This window comes from Calidifontibacillus erzurumensis (assembly GCF_013303125.1).
Taxonomy (GTDB): domain Bacteria; phylum Bacillota; class Bacilli; order Bacillales; family Bacillaceae_J; genus Calidifontibacillus; species Calidifontibacillus erzurumensis.
In genome coordinates this window covers 215,512-231,456 of the sequence record NZ_JABTTE010000001.1, presented here as the reverse complement: position 1 = coordinate 231,456, position 15,945 = coordinate 215,512, and the positions used below count along the sequence as shown (strand labels likewise).

Here is a 15,945-nt window from a genome sequence, read left to right as displayed (position 1 = left end):
AACATCTTCCTTTCAGCAGTATAGAAAAATGATACCACAAACCGACATTTTTTTTAACAATAGAAAAAGCCAAAGGGCATTCTCCCCCTTGGCTATTATGATAATCATTTTATTAAAGTAATTGTTGATCTTCTTCAGCTTTTTGTTCAAATTGGACGCCAACTACATGAATGTTAATTTCATTAGCTTCTAAAGCTGTCATATTGAACAGCGCTTGACGAATATTATCTTGAATTTTTCTAGCCACTTCCGGAATCGATACCCCAAAATGCATAACAACATAAACATCAATCTTAATGCCTTCATCACCAAGCTCGACTTTAATGCCTTTGCCATGACTTTTTCTACCAAGTTTTTCCGCAACGCCAGTAGCAAAATTCCCCCTCATAGAGGCAACTCCTTCCACTTCTGATGAAGCAATACCAGCGATTACCTCAATTACTTCAGGAGCAATTTCTACCTTACCGAAACTCGTAGAATGCTCAGTCATGTCAATTAGTTGATTTTCAGCCATACGGACAGCTCCTTTCCCATTCATTCACTAAGTATTACTATTTCTTTGTTAAATCATACTTCTCAAGAAATTTTGTGTTAAAGTCAGCTTCCACAAATTTCTCGTGGTTTAATAATCGTAGATGGAAAGGAATAGTTGTGTCAATACCTTCGATGACAAATTCGCTCAAAGCCCGTTTCATTCTAGCAATTGCCTCTTCACGGGTAGATCCATGAACAATGAGTTTTGCAACCATTGAATCATAGTATGGCGGAATTTTATAGCCTGGGTATACAGCAGAATCAACACGGACACCAAAGCCACCTGGAGGCAAATACATTTTGACTTCGCCTGGTGAAGGCATGAAATTTTTGTCAGGGTTCTCAGCATTGATCCGGCATTCGATTGCCCAGCCTTCAAATTTCACATCTTCTTGTTTAATCGTTAATTTTTCTCCATTGGCAATACGAATCATCCATTTAATCAAATCAACACCCGTTACCATTTCAGTAACCGGATGTTCAACTTGAATCCGGGTATTCATTTCCATGAAATAGAATTTTTTATTACGATAATCGTAAATGAATTCAATTGTACCTGCACCGGAATAATTAACGGCTTTTGCCGCTTTAACAGCTGCTTCTCCCATTTCTGCTCTCAACTTTTCATCAATGGCTGGAGAAGGTGTTTCTTCAAGCAATTTTTGCATGCGACGCTGTACAGTGCAATCGCGCTCTCCTAAATGGATTACATTCCCGTAATTATCTGCCAATACTTGAATTTCAACATGGCGGAAGTCTTCAATATATTTTTCAAGGTAAATACCTGGGTTTCCAAAAGCAGCTGCTGCTTCTTTTTGAGTAACATTTATTCCTTTAATCAATTCTTCTTCATTATAGGCAACGCGGATTCCTTTACCGCCGCCGCCAGCAGTTGCTTTAATGATCACCGGATACCCGCCGATAACCTCTTCCACCACTTTTTTTGCTTCTTCAATCGTTTCAACGATACCAGTTGAACCAGGAACAACTGGAACACCAGCTTGTCTCATTGTCTCGCGGGCAACATCCTTGGTACCCATCGCTTGAATCGCTTCAGGACTTGGACCAACCCAAATGACATTGCTGTCGCGGCAAAGTTCAGCGAAATCAGCATTTTCGGCTAAGAAACCATATCCTGGATGGATGGCGTCCGTATTCGTAAGCTTCGCAATTGTTATCAAATTTGTTTTATTTAAATAGCTATCTTTTGAAGCTACAGGTCCAATACAATAAGCTTCATCAGCTAATTGCACATGTAAAGCATCTTTGTCCCCTTCAGAATAAACAGCTACCGTTTCAATTCCTAATTCCTTACATGCACGAATAATACGGACAGCTATTTCTCCTCGATTTGCAATTAATAGCTTTTTAATCACTTATAGCCGCCCCCTTATTCTGGTTTCACAAGGAATAATGGTTGACCATATTCAACTAGCTGGCCATTGTTTACCAATACTTCAACAATTTCTCCTTTTACTTCTGCTTCAATCTCATTGAATAATTTCATTGCTTCAACGATACATACGATCGTATCTGGATTAATTTTGTCTCCAACTTTCACATATGGAGGCTCATCTGGTGCTGGTGCAGCATAGAAAGTACCTACCATTGGTGAAACGATTTTGTGTAAACCTTCAGCATCAATATTTGCACTTGGTTTTTCTTCAACTTTTGCAGGCTCTTCTTTTACCTCTGGTGTTGGAGCTTCATTTTTTGGAGCTACCGCAGCAGTTTGAACCGGCACAGCAGGCGCTTGTTGTGGTACAGCTTGTACAACTACTTCTGGTTGAACAGTGCTATAAAGAGCACCTTTGCGAAGTTTAATTTTGCAATCTTTTTCTTCATAAGTTAATTCACTGATAGAAGTGCTATCAAGCAATTTAATAAGTTCTCTAATCTCTTGGACTTTTAACAAAACAGTACACTCCTTTACCCCTATTAAGAATTTTAATAAAATGAAATGTTTTTTAAGACATTTTAGTCATTGCCATTCCACATACACTACTATACGATAAGTGCATTTTTAAATTCAACAATATATTTTTAGATTCGTAATATTTTGACAGTTTTTTAAAATTTACGACAAAATTTTATAAGCAAAATAGCGAACCGGAATCCCAGTTCGCTTTTCACCCCAAAGTTATTTAATTGGCTGAAATTCAACTGCTACTTTTTTCGGTCCTAGTTCATCATGAACTAATCGCATAATTTCATTGGCTGCTGACCTTGAAAGTTCCTTCGCTTTCACTATGACGCGCACTTGATCTTCTTCAGCCTTAACGAGAGCATCAGCATAATTTTCATTTGCTAAAATCATCGTTTCTAGAATTGCTTCTTTAGCAGCATATGTTTGCAGTTCTTCCATTTTATCCAAAGCTTCACTCCGTTTTTCTGCTGTTACATCACTAGAAGCAACAATCGCTTGCAATTCTTCTTTTGCCTTTGAACGCTGCTCATCGATTTCCAAACGTAAAGCAGTAAATAAATCATCTGAAGCAGTCCCTGCTGTTTTTGTGCCATCTTCCATTTCCTCAATAGAAACATCAATACCCTCATTTGAAGTTCCTTCATCTTTTTTCACATCTTCTTGAGACGTCACTAATGACATTTCATTGGAAGGCTCCATTGGTGAAGTAATATAAAATACAGACAAAACAATTACTAAACTAACCATTGTCAACAACCAAACTGTTTGCTTCTTTAACAACATTATGATTCCCCCTTCGTTTTTTTCGGCAATACAGAAACACGATGGTTAGGCACATCCAACACTCTTGTAACAGCTTCAACAATCATTTGTTTAACTTTTATATTTTCAGCACCCTTTGCAACTATAAGAACTCCCCTTATTTCAGGTTTTTTAGTTTGAAGGACGATCGGTGTTTCTTGTTCACCATTGCGAAGAATGACAACCTGTTCATCACGAGACATATCCTCAATCGTTCTCTTTCCGCCTTCGCGGTCCACTTCATCGGTTTGTTGACTTTGAATAACCGTATTTTTTTCAAGGACGCTCGTTTCAGTTGCATCTAGATTTACCATGACTGTCACATCTGAAACACCTTGAATTTGTTCAAGTGCTTCTTTCAACTGATTTTCATAAAGAGCTTCATAGTCTGCTATTTGACTAGACCCTTCTGATTTTTTTTGTCCAAATACAGCCACATCTTTTTCTACAGTACTTTCATCATTCGGCTGGTCGACCGTCCTTTCCGTTGAAGATTTTGTCTGGAATAAATTACCTATGAGCATGAATACAATACCAATGGCTAGGAGGAGGAACAAATATTTTTGATAGTTTTGATCCTTCCGTTTCTCTTCACCTTCTGCTGTTTTCGAAAACAAACCCTTCAACCAACTTCCAAAGTCTTTTTTCTTATTACTCATTTCTACATCTTTCCTCCCTCCATCACAACCATTACGATCTCTCTATTAAGCTGCCAACGGTCTGCTAAAAACGCTGAAATCGATGTTGCATCTGTTTTGTTTTCCTTTGGAATTGGTACGCTTGTATCTATCTTTATTTCTTTTACAACCGGTATGTTTTTTGCTAGTTCTTCAGAATTTTGTACCTCTCTTACGATCACTTCCACTTTTTTTAAGTTTTCCGTAGATATTTCATCACCTGGTTCCAAAAAATGAAAATGAATCGTTTCAACTTGATATCCGAAGTTTTTCATTAACTCCTCCTCCACCATTTCTTCCATCTGGACAGCCATCTGTTCTAAAATATATGCACGTTGGGAGGCTTGTATTTCATTTTTCTTATTTTCTATTAAATTTTCGATTTGTTTTTTGTCTTCAACATTTGGCAATTGCATTGTTTTAAGTAATTGTTCAAGATCCTCATCAAATATTTTTAAAATTGGGTTTAAAATGATTGCAATCAACAAAAGCCCAATGACCATTTTCGTATAACGCTGAAAGCTTGAATTCGGCAATAATAAATCAATGATGACGGCAAAAAGAACAAATAAAATAATGTTTGCAATCCAATTCGTAAGAAATTCCATTTAATTCACCTCATCATCATTGCTATATTGCCCGCAGATACGATGACTGTAATAGCTAGAAAAAACATAATAGAGACAATGGCCAATGCTGCAAATACGTAAATGACACTTTTACTAATAATATCTAAACATTGGATGACAGCCCCTCCACCAAGCGGTTCTAAAAGAGCTGCTGCAGCTTTATATATAAATGCTAATAATAATACTTTAATAGCCGGAAACACCGCTAATATTAAGAGGATGGCTACACCAACAAGTCCAATTGTATTCTTTAACAATACTGATGCACTAAGAACAGTATCTGCTGCATCACTAAGCGTCCGTCCAAAAACAGGAACAATGTTATTTGTTATAAACTTAGCTGTTCGAACCGTTAAACCATCAGAAACGGAAACAGCTGCCCCTTGCACAGAAATTACACCTAAAAATATCGTTAAGAAAGCACCTAAAATCCAGATGGCAATATTTCTTAATAAACCTGCAAGCTGTGTTACTTTGTAATGGTCAGTCATTGTGCTTACAATGCTAAGAACGGTTGCCAAAAATAATAGCGGCAATGTGATTTTATTAATAATTAAACCGCTCGTATGAACAAGAAAAAGAATAATAGGGTGAAAGAATGCAACGGATGCCAAACTTCCAATGGAAGCAATTAAACCTAAAAGGAGTGGTAATAAGGCAATCATAAAATTCATCATGTTTTCAATTGCAGATTCAGCATACGATATCGCTAGATGAAAACTATTGAGAGCTAAAATCATTAGCACAATATAAACAATCGCATTGGCGATCTTGCTGACCGATTGGTGATCAAATGCATTTTGAATCGACTGCAAAATTAAACTAAAAATCGTGAGCATAATTAACGTTCCTAAGAGCTTTCCATTCGCTAATAATTCATATAGGATAAATTTTAAAATGCCGTTGATCCATTCCCGTGCTGAAAACTGCTTGTCCCCTTTAACAAATTCCATAAACGTTCCTTTTTGGCTTTCCGGTAAAAAGCCACCGTATTCATGGACAATTTGTTCCCAAAATTGTTTTACTTGATCAACGCCCAGTTTTTCTAATTCGCTATCGATAAAAGTTTGTGCCGGGTCAGCTGGAGATGCTTGTACATTTATTGGCAACCAAACTGATATTATTAAAGATAGATAGAATACGAGAACCATTAAGGAAATTTTTCTTTTATTTTTAGAGAGCAAATTTTTTCACCCCGGCTTTCGTTTAAAAATAAAATTGTGATTATTATGAAGGAATTAATGATATGACTGTTTCAATAATGACCGTTAATATAGGAATAGCCATCACTAATATTAATATTTTTCCAGCCATTTCTATTTTTGCAGCTACCGCTCCTTGACCGGCATCTTTCGTAATTTGTGAACCAAATTCTGCAATATAACTTATTCCAATAATTTTTAAAATCGTTTCCACATACATCGTGTTAATATTAGCTGTTGCAGCAATTTTATCTAGCATATGAATAATCTCATTTATTTCTTCAACTAAAAAAAGAAAAATACTAATACTGACAAAAAGGACTAGCATCGACGCTAGCGCTGGTTTTTGTTCTTTTATTACTAATGCCAAAAAAGTGGCAATTAAAGCTACGCCAACAATTTGTAAAATTTCAATGACCGCTCCCCCCTTTTATTGAAAAAGAAAGACACTTTTAATTTTCAAAAACAAATCTTGTAGTTTTGTAATGACCATAAATAAGATATAAATAAAAGCAATTAGTGTAACCCAATGAGCAAAATCTTCTTTGCCCATCTGTTTAAAAATTGTATGAAGAAAAGCAGCTACAATTCCGATCCCCGCTATATGAAAGATGATACTTGGATTAAACTCCATGACCTATTCCTCCAAAACTATTACATCAATAAGATGACAATTAATAATCCTGCTAAAAAACCTAGGCTTCTAACCATTTTTTCATATTGACGTTGCATTTCGATCGCATCATTTTCTTCCCTTTCAAGATGTGCAAGGGCTAAACGAATATGTTTTTGTTGATGTTCTCGATCATGTTGACCCAATGTTTCGCCGAATTGCAAGAGAACTTCATATTCACCTTGTCTTAGAGCTGTGCGCTTCCAAATTTCATCAAGGCTTTCTTTCCAAGCAGCACTTACAAAAACTGTATCACTGTCCGAAAGACGTTCAGCAAACTTTTTAAAAAATAATGATAAAGGCTTTTCAAACTGATAAGATAAATGTGTTGCTGCATCACGTAAAGCAACATGTCCATACATAATTTCCGCTTCAAGTGATTGGAGCGCCACTTTCAACTGTCTTAATTGTCTTGGCCGTTCACTCAATTTGTTGGCTATCTCAAATCCAATCCATGTCGTTGCTATCAAAATAATAATGGCTCCCAATAATTTCAATTGCATCTCACTCTCGCTTCATTTTTATAAATGACTTCCCCATTACCAGATCGAATCAATTTTACAGTCCCTGGGCCATTGAAACGCACTAATTCAATAAATCTATCAAAAACTTGGAGATCGAGCAGTGGACGAATGGATGGCCTTTTATAAAGATCATCAAGACTTGAGCCATGTACGGTTACAAAAAGAGATACTCCCGCATTGATCGCTTCTAAAATGGCTTCACTATCTTCCATCCTGCCAATTTCATCTACGACAAGAACATCTGGACTCATCGAGCGGATCATCATCATCATACCTTCAGCTTTTGGACAAGCATCTAAAACATCAATTCGAGGGCCAAACTGATGTTGAGGTATTCCTTTAACACAACCAGCAATTTCTGAACGCTCATCAACGATGCCTACTTTAAAAGCTGGAATGTTCTGTTCATAAAGCCCCATGCTGATGAAACGAGCAAAATCCCGTAGCATTGTTGTTTTTCCTGTTTGCGGGGAACCGAGAATCATTGTGCTCAACCATTTACCGTTATAAACATAAGGGAGATAAGGTTCACATATCCCAATTTTTTCTTTCGCTATACGAATGTTATAGGAGGCAATATCCCGAATTGCTTTGACACGTCCTTGTTCTGTAATAACTTTTCCCGCCAACCCTACCCGGTGGCCGCCTTTCACCGTAATGAACCCTCGCTTAAGCTCTTCCTCAAGTGTATATATGGAATAATCGCTAAGTTTATTTAACAAGTTCAAGCCATCCTGTTTTGTCACAATATAACCATTTGGGTAAAAAGGTTCTCCACTTATAACAAGTTCAAGCGGGCGTTCAATCCGGATCCGAATTTCCTCAATTTTTTCTTGAACAGATTCGGAGTACTGTTTTATTCTTTCAGCAATAGTCTTTGGCAATATATGAAAAAGCTCTTCATTCATTACTGGCGCCTCCTCCTACAAAAATTGTGCGGAAGCTATTTACTGACATTTTTATGCATGTCCCCACACTTTATGACTTTCTGGGATTCATTTATATATTCCATATAATATAAAGCCGACACCTATAGCGATGAATACAAGCTTACTTACCGATAAATCATCTGATAAGCTAATCAGCCCAATACTCATTGTAGTAATAAGGATTGTAGGTCCGACCATTGCGAGAAAAGCATTCACTGCCAATGCTTTTTTTACATCGTTTAAAAAGAGCATGGCTATGGCTGCCGACAATTCAATTAATGCAGATAAAATTCGAAGACCCGCCATCGACATCACAGCCGAATCGAGGTGGTGAAACCATCTTCTCAAAATGTTCCCTCCTATTTATCTTCCTGATAAATATGTATGACAAGCTTTCGAAATTAGACTAAAAAAAAAGCAGAGGAGAGAACTCTCCTCTGCAAACTTTATTGATTCACTAATAAATTATGCTCTTGATACGTATTTTCCATCAGCAGTACTAATGATTAATGTATCTCCTTCATTTACAAATAATGGTACTTGAACAACTAAGCCTGTTTCCAATGTAGCTGATTTTGTTACGTTTGATGCTGTATCACCTTTAATACCAGGCTCTGTTTCAACTACTTTTAATTCAACAGTATTCGGCAATTCTACACCAATTGTTTCGCCTTGGAATGACATAATATAAACTTCCATATTTTCTTTCAAAAATTTAAGCTCATGTTGTAATTGGGAAGCACTTAATTCAATTTGTTCATAAGTTTCATTGTCCATGAAAATATGAGAATCACCACTTGCATATAAGTATTGCATTTTACGATTTTCAATGCGAGCTTTTGCAACTTTTTCACCAGCACGGAACGTTTTTTCTTGAACAGCACCTGTACGTAAGTTTCTCAATTTAGAACGAACGAAAGCCGCTCCTTTTCCTGGCTTTACATGTTGGAATTCAATAACTTGCCAAATGCCTCCATCCACTTCAATTGTTAAACCTGTTCTAAAATCATTTACTGAAATCATAAAAATCCTCCCATTATGTAGTTTGTAATGAAGTATTCAAATTGATATAAATTGCATATTTATAATAGTAGTAATTCTTTCGGTGAATGAGTTAAAACGATATTGCCTTCTTCGGTAATGACAATATCATCTTCAATTCGAACACCACCGACACCTGGTAAATATATGCCAGGTTCAACTGTAACAACCATCCCTGGCTGTAACTTCATTTCAGATTTCATCGAAAGAATGGGGCCTTCATGTATATCAAGACCAATACCATGACCAGTGGAATGACCAAAATAATCGCCATACCCTTTTTCAGTAATACAATCTCTTGTAAAGGCATCGGCTTGTTTTCCGGAAATACCTGCTTTAATTCCATGCAAGCCTCGCAGTTGGGCTTCAAGGACAATATTGTAAATCGTTTTTAATTGATCACTAATTTCTCCAATGGCTACAGTTCTTGTTAAGTCTGAACAATACCCTTTATAATAAGCACCAAAATCAAGTGTTACAAGTTCTCCATCCTTTAACACCTTGTTCGAAGCTACCCCGTGTGGCAAAGCTGAACGCCAACCGGACGCAACAATTATATCAAAAGAAGATGAAGTTGCTCCTTTTTTTCTCATAAAAAATTCAAGTTCATTGGCAATATCAAGTTCAGTTACTCCACTTTTTATATATTTAAGAATATGTGTAAATGCATCATCTGCAATTGAACAAGCTTCTTTTAAAATTTGCAGTTCTTCATCTGATTTTATCTGCCGCAAACTTTCAATCATTCCCGAAATAGGAACTAGCTGTGCCGAAATTAATTTTTCATAAATTTTATATGTACCATAAGTCATTTCATCTTGTTCAAAGCCGAGTTTTTGAATGCCTAATTCCTTTACAAGCCGAGCCACTTCTTCATGAATGGGACCTTGATGTTGAACGATATCATAATATTTGACTTGATTTTTTGCTTGATCTATATACCGAAAGTCAGTAATAAAAATCGCATTTTTCGAAGATATAAGGACGACCCCAGCCGTGCCTGTAAATCCTGTCATATATCTCCGATTTTTACTGTTCGTAATCAGAAAACCATCGATATCTTTTTCAACAAATTTATCCCTAACTTGCTGAAGGCGATTCATTTCAAACATTCCTTTCCAGCCATTCTTTAAATGCCAAGATAGCCAACTTATAACCAGTTATTCCTAAACCAACAATTTGGCCTTCGCATACAGGCGCAATAACAGAAATATGTCTAAACTCTTCCCGTTTATGTACATTTGAGATATGAACCTCTATAACTGGTACGTCAACACTCGCGATGGCATCACGTATAGCATAGCTGTAATGGGTAAACGCACCTGGATTGATAATGATGCCGGAAAAATTGTTCCTTGCATCATGAATGGCATCAATAATAGCTCCTTCATGATTGGATTGAAAACAAGATAAATCCAATTGGTTCTCCCGAGCAAAAGCGGTCAACTGTTCCTCGAGATCTTTCAATGTTGTTTGCCCATAAATGCCTGGCTCCCTCACACCGAGGAGATTCAGATTTGGCCCGTTAATGAGGAGTAACTTTGACATGAAAAAACCCCTTTGCAATTATAAATGATACGTTTTTGCAACCATTATATTTTACCACAGCTACTCCTCATTTGAATAGATTTTATGAATGTTTCATTCGTTTCATTTGCTCAACATCATATGAAATGGAATAACCAACAAAAACACCATAAAGGATGTATAAACATAGGGTGGTAATAATTGTATTCTTGCTAAAATCACGAACAGATTCTAAGTTTGGAAACATCGGATTGAGAAGATAAAATACGATGAACCATAAAGCTACGCCAAACAAAATACTTGGCCAAATTTTTCGGATGTTTTTGAAAAACAAATTATAAATAAGTGCAACTCCAATAGACAGCAAACCTATTATAAAAATGCCTACCCAATGGCCAGCAGTTTTAACTTTCCAGTCACCCACTGCCCAGGGCTCAAGTACTAACGATGGTCCCATATCAGTAAAATTAAAAAAATAGGCGATATACCCAATAAGACTCCAAAAAACACCACCAAAAAATCCGATGATCATTACTTTTGAAAGATGGGATAATTCCGGTTCTTTTTTATTTTGTTCAAGTTGGGGATTTTCTTTTTCATTTGTTTGTTCGATTTGTTCTGCCATGAGATGAACACCTCCATTATTCATTATTTCCGAAAAACAAACAATCATGATGAAAGTTTGACCGTGTTAAAAATTCCCAAAATGGACATACTATTTATTGTATTACTATAGAGGATTCTTTTAAATTCTTGTAGAATATATATTAAAGAAAGATTAAAATAATTGATCTATAAAAATGTGTATTTGAGAAAAGTATTTTGGTTGGTGAAACATAAATGACAGACACAAAAAAAGAGATCTATGGAGGCCAGGCTGTTATCGAAGGCGTTATGTTCGGAGGAAAACATAGCTTTGTAACAGCCATACGCAGAAAAGACCAATCGATTGAATATTTTATCGTCAAAAGAGAAAAAAGACCACTCTTCGATAAGTTAAGAAAAATACCTTTTATTCGCGGAATTGTCGCTATATTAGAAGCAAGTGCCAACGGTTCAAAACATTTAAATTTTTCTAGCGAACGGTATGATGTGGATCCTAAAGATGATGAAATTGTCCAAAAAGAAAAGAAAGAATCAAAATTAACATTAATATTTGGTGTCGCAGCCGTAGGTATCATTTCCTTCCTATTCGGAAAATTTATTTTCACATTAACTCCAGCATTTTTAGCTGAACTCCTAAGACCAATTTTCCCAGGACACGTAATGCAAAATTTAATCGAGGGGTTCATCAAGTTCATATTATTGTTATCCTATATTTATTTTGTATCATTAACCCCATTAGTTAAACGCGTTTTTCAATACCACGGGGCTGAGCATAAAGTTATTAATGCATATGAGAAAGGAAAAGCTTTGACAATAGAAAATGTTCAAGCTGAATCAAGACTCCATTATCGGTGTGGTTCAAGCTTTATATTATTTACAGTCATCGTTGGTGTATTTGTCTATATGCTCGTTCCGACCGAACCTTTATGGCTTAGGGTTGTTAACCGTTTAGCACTTTTACCAGTTGTTTTAGGAGTATCCTTTGAAGTTTTGCAATTAACGAATAAATTACGAAATGTACCAATTCTCCGTTATTTAGGATATCCCGGATTATGGCTGCAATTATTAACAACGAAAGAACCGACAGATGACCAAGTTGAGGTTTCGATAGCATCTTTTAAAAGAATGCTTGAATATGATAAACAAATTGCAGAATCTAAAGTTGCTGAAAGGATTGTTTAATCCATTATCACGATAGGGAGGTGAGCCTCTTGTTACGGCGACCATCTGTTCATCCGATGATCCTTGTTATTATTGGTTTAGCAGGATTTGGTTTGTTGTATCGCCTAGCAGTCAATCCGGTCGGATTGATGAAAGAGGTATTTATTGCAGCAGTAGTCATTGGAGTAATTTTTGTAATATACAAAATTGTTATAAAAAAACAATTCGGCGGTGTAAATAGCCAAACTTATGCTAAGTATCGAAAAGCTGCCCAACAATCGAAAAAAAGACAAATTAAAGAATCTTCCAACCATTTAACGACGAAAGTTAGAGGAGCTTCTACAAAAAGACCTCTAAATAGGAAGTCGAACCGCATCTTGCATACAGCAAAAAAACGCGAGCATAATTTTACCGTCATTGAAGGAAATAAAGGCAAGAAAAAGAATCGAGCACATTTTTAGCTTGATTCTTTTTTTGAGCTATTAATTATTGAAATCCCTTCCACTTTTGAATAAATTCATGGGCACGTTTTCTGCCGATTTCAACTAACTGCTTTTTCTCCTTTCTAGACAGATTAAATTCTGTCGCCCTCACCGTATCAATTGGAATGAAAATAATTTGTTCAGCAACTTTTTTCGAAATATAACGGTTATCATGGGAATGAAGCATTGTTTCAATAAGTGCGGGGAACATATCAACTGCATTATTTATAATATTTGGCGGTATATTTTCTAACTGAGGACTTAGCCTAAAACCGATAACCGGTCTTTTCTTTTTTTCTTCAAACAGCCAAATAGGAAAATTGCTTAACACCGCACCGTCCACAATGACCGATTTCATTCCTGATCGATCATAAATTTTGACCGGTTCAAAAAAATAAGGAATACTTGCGCTCATCCGTACTGCTTTAGCAATTGAAAACTGGTCTTTATTTAATCCATATTGCTCTAAATCATCAGGCAAAATCATTATTCGGCCTCTTGTTAAATCGGAAGCAATAATTTTCAGAGTACCATCTTCAATATCTCCAAATGTTGCAATTCCTCTTTTCTTCAATAGATCTCCCATCCAATTTTCTAATGCATCTCCTTTAAACATTCCCATTTTCCAGTAAAAACTTGCCCATTTTAAAAAAGGGAATAAGGTTATAGTTTGGGGGCGATCCATAAATTTTTTAAAATCAACTTCTGTTAATATTTGATGCAAATCTTTCGCTTTGAAACCTGCAACAAGCAAAGCTGATATAATTGCACCAGCACTAGTTCCAGCAACATTTTTAAATTTATACCCTTCTTGTTCCATTACTTCTATAGCACCAACAAACGCAATCGCTTTCATTCCTCCGCCAGAAAAGACACCATCAATTTCCATTCATGCCCCTCCTTAGGGATATTCCAAATGGCTTTAAATATTCATTAAATCCTAATCATAACAATCGAGAAATAGAACATTTTTCATAAAAATGAATAATAAAATCAATTTAGGCAATGATCGAGTACATAATTATCTATGTATAAGTGCAAATGATCCTTCGTAATATTACAGATTGTTTTCCCTCTCTATATTTTTGGTGTAGATGATTTAATACTAGACAACAACTGAAGGGATATAGCTATTGTACGATCAACCTTTGTTACAAATTTAAAGGGACTGAATATAAGTTTCACACAATCAAAAAGAGATTTCATTATGTGTAAATAATAGGAAAAAAATAAGCGAGGAAATATAGGATAGATGTAAAAAACAGATCAATATTTGAGGGAAGCTGATACTCTCAAAATGAGGAAAGGAGCTTAGAATCCAAATAAATAATGGTAAAAAAGACTTGTCGAAACTTAATCAACAAGTCCTTTAAACGAATTTTTCAAAAGCGAGATCTTCATTTCGATTTTAACGTTTTAATTCCTTTTTCCAAAAAATAATAAATCCTTTTTCAATAATAATTAATATTCCCCTTTTAACACCCTTTTTTTCTTTAATAATTCCTGAAATTCCCTTTCCAACTCATCGGATGGTTCCTCACTTAACCGACTAAGAACCTCAGATATTTTCATTTCTAATAAAAGGAGGTGCTCATCAATTTGTTTTTGCGTAGCTGCTAGGTGGGCAGCTCTATACTCATCAAATGTCCCGTCAAAATAATGTACAGTCTGATTTCGAATTTCTACAATCTTAGTGGCAACATTCTCGATCAGTCTTCGGTCATGGGAGACAAATATAACGGTTCCTTCATATTCCTTTAATAAAGATTCTAAAGCTTCCACCGCTTCTGTGTCTAAAAAATTTGTTGGTTCATCTAAAACAAGGGTATTAATATCGCTTAAAAATATTTTCGCTAATGCAACTTTTACCCTCTCACCCCCACTTAACATTTGTACTTCTTTATAGACCTCATCACGAAAAAAATGCATGCGGGCAAGAATCGTCCGAATAAATGTTTCATTTTGCCTAGATGAAATTTTCACATTTTCGATGATAGATTTTTTCGGTTCTAAAATATTTAAGTCTTGACTAAAGTAGCCGATTTTTACCGCTGGGGAGATGGTAATCCCTTTTGTTTTATTCAAAATCATCTTGACAAAGGTTGTTTTTCCACTTCCATTTGGGCCGATGATAGCTAATTTATCCCCACCTCGAACTTGAAAATTTGCCTTTTTCCAAAGAATCCGATCCCCCATTTTTCCTTCTACATCTTCTACCCTCAAAATAATCCGGTCTTTAAATGCATGTTCATTTGGTAAATCCATTTTTAACGGTGGAATTTCTCTTACTTTATTAACTTTTTCTAATTTTTCTATTCTTGTTTCTATTGCTTTTGCTGCTTTTTGCAATTTCTTTTGCTTTTTCGCAAAATATGGTTTTGCCCCTTTCGCCTCAGATGCACTCGTTTTTTTCGGTTTTTTTGTTGCTCTTTCAGCTTTTCTTTCCTTTAATCTCAGGGCTTCCTCCAATTGTTTTTTCTTCTTTTCATATTGCCCATAAACTTCTATTTGTTGTCTCGTTTCTAATTCTTTATTCTTCATATACTGACTATAGTTACCAAAATATTTTTTGATTTTTCCTTCGTGGAGTTCCCAAATTGTAGTACAAAGAGCATCCAAAATTTTCCTGTCATGAGATACAAGGACAAAAGTGCCTTGCCAATGTTTGAATATGTTTTCTATCCATTCAATATGGTCTCCATCGAGATTCGCAGTCGGTTCATCAGCAAGGATGAGTTCAGGTGCTTTTACCATGGCATTACGGATATACTCTTGAGTGACCTCTCCCCCACTTTTCTTAGGATCTTGCCTTTTAAATTGAGGTAATAAATCACAAATTGTATGATGAATCACCTTGCCTTTTTCCGGTATCCTGTTTCCAGACAAAATTTCAAGCAGTGTTGTTTTTCCACTTCCATTTCGACCTACTAATCCTATTCGATCATTTTGATGGATTTCTAGTTGTTTTATATCCAGTAAGAGCTTGTCGCCAACATATTGTTTTATATCATGGGCTTGTAATAAAATCATGAAATCATCTCCATTTAGATTAATAACGGAGACAAAAAATGCCTCCTATTTTGTTCAGAATAGGAGGCATACGAATAGAAGGCATGACAAAGAGAGACTGCGTCTCCCTTTAGATTTTAGCCAACATTACAAACCAATCCTATTTCTGAACAAAACAATTGAAAAAAGCAAAAAAACAGATCCATTTAGTCTCGTCTGTCTT

General features: G+C 35.8%; 20 protein-coding genes. 2 read left to right on the top strand and 18 right to left on the bottom strand.

Translation table 11 applies throughout. The features are described from left to right. Positions 1-112: 112 nt before the first annotated feature. The 16 genes from HR057_RS01265 to HR057_RS01190 all read right to left on the bottom strand — a co-directional run bounded on the left by HR057_RS01265 (position 113) and on the right by HR057_RS01190 (position 11,089). Entirely contained in the window at positions 113-514 is a 402-nt protein-coding gene (locus HR057_RS01265) for an Asp23/Gls24 family envelope stress response protein (RefSeq protein WP_173729571.1), read from the bottom strand. 37 nt (positions 515-551) lie between these two features. Continuing rightward, positions 552-1,910, bottom strand: coding sequence for an acetyl-CoA carboxylase biotin carboxylase subunit (gene accC / locus HR057_RS01260; protein WP_173729570.1), 1,359 nt, complete (start codon positions 1,908-1,910; stop codon positions 552-554). Positions 1,911-1,924: 14 nt separating this feature from the next. Then, on the bottom strand, positions 1,925-2,449 hold the full coding sequence (gene accB, locus HR057_RS01255; RefSeq protein ID WP_173729569.1) for an acetyl-CoA carboxylase biotin carboxyl carrier protein: 525 nt from the start codon (positions 2,447-2,449) through the stop codon (positions 1,925-1,927). A 225-nt stretch (positions 2,450-2,674) separates the two neighbouring features. Continuing rightward, positions 2,675-3,244, bottom strand: coding sequence for a SpoIIIAH-like family protein (locus tag HR057_RS01250; protein ID WP_173729568.1), 570 nt, complete (start codon positions 3,242-3,244; stop codon positions 2,675-2,677). Continuing rightward, positions 3,244-3,921: a stage III sporulation protein AG gene (gene spoIIIAG, locus HR057_RS01245; RefSeq protein ID WP_173729567.1), complete on the bottom strand. Its 678-nt coding sequence runs from the start codon at positions 3,919-3,921 to the stop codon at positions 3,244-3,246. Before spoIIIAG ends, HR057_RS01250 begins: the two co-directional genes overlap by 1 nt. A 2-nt stretch (positions 3,922-3,923) precedes the next feature. Next, complete coding sequence (gene spoIIIAF / locus HR057_RS01240) at positions 3,924-4,547, bottom strand: stage III sporulation protein AF (protein WP_173729566.1); 624 nt, start codon at positions 4,545-4,547, stop codon at positions 3,924-3,926. Between the two features lie 5 nt (positions 4,548-4,552). Further along, positions 4,553-5,719 (bottom strand): stage III sporulation protein AE, encoded by a 1,167-nt coding sequence (spoIIIAE, locus tag HR057_RS01235; RefSeq protein ID WP_173729702.1) that lies wholly within the window; start codon positions 5,717-5,719, stop codon positions 4,553-4,555. Positions 5,720-5,795: 76 nt separating this feature from the next. Next, the gene (spoIIIAD, locus tag HR057_RS01230; protein WP_329955812.1) at positions 5,796-6,185 is read right to left on the bottom strand and encodes a stage III sporulation protein AD; all 390 of its coding nucleotides are present in this window, start codon (positions 6,183-6,185) and stop codon (positions 5,796-5,798) included. Between the two features lie 15 nt (positions 6,186-6,200). After that, entirely contained in the window at positions 6,201-6,404 is a 204-nt protein-coding gene (spoIIIAC, locus tag HR057_RS01225; protein WP_173729565.1) for a stage III sporulation protein AC, read from the bottom strand. A gap of 20 nt (positions 6,405-6,424) precedes the next feature. After that, a complete protein-coding gene (gene spoIIIAB / locus HR057_RS01220; protein ID WP_173729564.1) occupies positions 6,425-6,946 on the bottom strand; it encodes a stage III sporulation protein SpoIIIAB in 522 nt (173 codons plus the stop codon). Continuing rightward, complete coding sequence (gene spoIIIAA, locus HR057_RS01215) at positions 6,937-7,875, bottom strand: stage III sporulation protein AA (RefSeq protein WP_173729563.1); 939 nt, start codon at positions 7,873-7,875, stop codon at positions 6,937-6,939. Before spoIIIAA ends, spoIIIAB begins: the two co-directional genes overlap by 10 nt. Before the next feature lie 87 nt (positions 7,876-7,962). Beyond that, the gene (locus HR057_RS01210; protein WP_230474311.1) at positions 7,963-8,244 is read right to left on the bottom strand and encodes a YqhV family protein; all 282 of its coding nucleotides are present in this window, start codon (positions 8,242-8,244) and stop codon (positions 7,963-7,965) included. Positions 8,245-8,361: 117 nt separating this feature from the next. Then, a complete protein-coding gene (gene efp, locus HR057_RS01205; RefSeq protein ID WP_173729562.1) occupies positions 8,362-8,919 on the bottom strand; it encodes an elongation factor P in 558 nt (185 codons plus the stop codon). Positions 8,920-8,978: 59 nt separating this feature from the next. Then, positions 8,979-10,040, bottom strand: a complete 1,062-nt coding sequence (locus HR057_RS01200; protein ID WP_173729561.1) for a M24 family metallopeptidase — start codon at positions 10,038-10,040, stop codon at positions 8,979-8,981. 1 nt (position 10,041) lies between these two features. Next, positions 10,042-10,485: a type II 3-dehydroquinate dehydratase gene (aroQ, locus tag HR057_RS01195; protein ID WP_173729560.1), complete on the bottom strand. Its 444-nt coding sequence runs from the start codon at positions 10,483-10,485 to the stop codon at positions 10,042-10,044. A gap of 82 nt (positions 10,486-10,567) precedes the next feature. Continuing rightward, positions 10,568-11,089, bottom strand: coding sequence for a YqhR family membrane protein (locus HR057_RS01190; protein ID WP_173729559.1), 522 nt, complete (start codon positions 11,087-11,089; stop codon positions 10,568-10,570). A 215-nt stretch (positions 11,090-11,304) separates the two neighbouring features. Here HR057_RS01190 and HR057_RS01185 point away from each other — a divergent pair, with 215 nt between their 5' ends. Both HR057_RS01185 and HR057_RS01180 read left to right on the top strand, forming a co-directional pair. Then, positions 11,305-12,252 carry a DUF1385 domain-containing protein gene (locus HR057_RS01185; protein WP_173729558.1) on the top strand — a complete coding sequence of 316 codons (948 nt, stop codon included), beginning with the start codon at positions 11,305-11,307 and terminating at the stop codon, positions 12,250-12,252. A gap of 29 nt (positions 12,253-12,281) precedes the next feature. Beyond that, the gene (locus tag HR057_RS01180; RefSeq protein ID WP_173729557.1) at positions 12,282-12,692 is read left to right on the top strand and encodes an SA1362 family protein; all 411 of its coding nucleotides are present in this window, start codon (positions 12,282-12,284) and stop codon (positions 12,690-12,692) included. Positions 12,693-12,717: 25 nt separating this feature from the next. Here the strand turns inward: HR057_RS01180 and HR057_RS01175 are convergent, their stop codons facing one another. Together HR057_RS01175 and HR057_RS01170 are read right to left on the bottom strand one after the other, a co-directional pair. Further along, positions 12,718-13,602: a patatin-like phospholipase family protein gene (locus tag HR057_RS01175; RefSeq protein WP_173729556.1), complete on the bottom strand. Its 885-nt coding sequence runs from the start codon at positions 13,600-13,602 to the stop codon at positions 12,718-12,720. 572 nt (positions 13,603-14,174) lie between these two features. Next, positions 14,175-15,743 carry a Vga family ABC-F type ribosomal protection protein gene (locus HR057_RS01170; protein WP_173729555.1) on the bottom strand — a complete coding sequence of 523 codons (1,569 nt, stop codon included), beginning with the start codon at positions 15,741-15,743 and terminating at the stop codon, positions 14,175-14,177. Positions 15,744-15,945 lie beyond the last annotated feature (202 nt).

Excerpts from the sequence above, each read along its gene's own strand:
- efp (WP_173729562.1), bottom strand. The coding sequence starts at position 8,919 with ATGATTTCAGTAAATGATTTTAGAACAGGTTTAACAATTGAAGTGGAT.
- spoIIIAE (WP_173729702.1), bottom strand. The coding sequence starts at position 5,719 with ATGGTTCTCGTATTCTATCTATCTTTAATAATATCAGTTTGGTTGCCA.
- spoIIIAF (WP_173729566.1), bottom strand. The coding sequence starts at position 4,547 with ATGGAATTTCTTACGAATTGGATTGCAAACATTATTTTATTTGTTCTT.
- spoIIIAC (WP_173729565.1), bottom strand. The coding sequence starts at position 6,404 with ATGGAGTTTAATCCAAGTATCATCTTTCATATAGCGGGGATCGGAATT.
- HR057_RS01190 (WP_173729559.1), bottom strand. The coding sequence starts at position 11,089 with ATGGCAGAACAAATCGAACAAACAAATGAAAAAGAAAATCCCCAACTT.
- HR057_RS01185 (WP_173729558.1), top strand. The coding sequence starts at position 11,305 with ATGACAGACACAAAAAAAGAGATCTATGGAGGCCAGGCTGTTATCGAA.
- HR057_RS01250 (WP_173729568.1), bottom strand. The coding sequence starts at position 3,244 with ATGTTGTTAAAGAAGCAAACAGTTTGGTTGTTGACAATGGTTAGTTTA.
- spoIIIAG (WP_173729567.1), bottom strand. The coding sequence starts at position 3,921 with ATGAGTAATAAGAAAAAAGACTTTGGAAGTTGGTTGAAGGGTTTGTTT.
- spoIIIAB (WP_173729564.1), bottom strand. The coding sequence starts at position 6,946 with ATGCAATTGAAATTATTGGGAGCCATTATTATTTTGATAGCAACGACA.
- spoIIIAA (WP_173729563.1), bottom strand. The coding sequence starts at position 7,875 with ATGAATGAAGAGCTTTTTCATATATTGCCAAAGACTATTGCTGAAAGA.
- HR057_RS01200 (WP_173729561.1), bottom strand. The coding sequence starts at position 10,040 with ATGAATCGCCTTCAGCAAGTTAGGGATAAATTTGTTGAAAAAGATATC.
- HR057_RS01170 (WP_173729555.1), bottom strand. The coding sequence starts at position 15,743 with ATGATTTTATTACAAGCCCATGATATAAAACAATATGTTGGCGACAAG.
- HR057_RS01265 (WP_173729571.1), bottom strand. The coding sequence starts at position 514 with ATGGCTGAAAATCAACTAATTGACATGACTGAGCATTCTACGAGTTTC.
- HR057_RS01175 (WP_173729556.1), bottom strand. The coding sequence starts at position 13,602 with ATGGAAATTGATGGTGTCTTTTCTGGCGGAGGAATGAAAGCGATTGCG.
- aroQ (WP_173729560.1), bottom strand. The coding sequence starts at position 10,485 with ATGTCAAAGTTACTCCTCATTAACGGGCCAAATCTGAATCTCCTCGGT.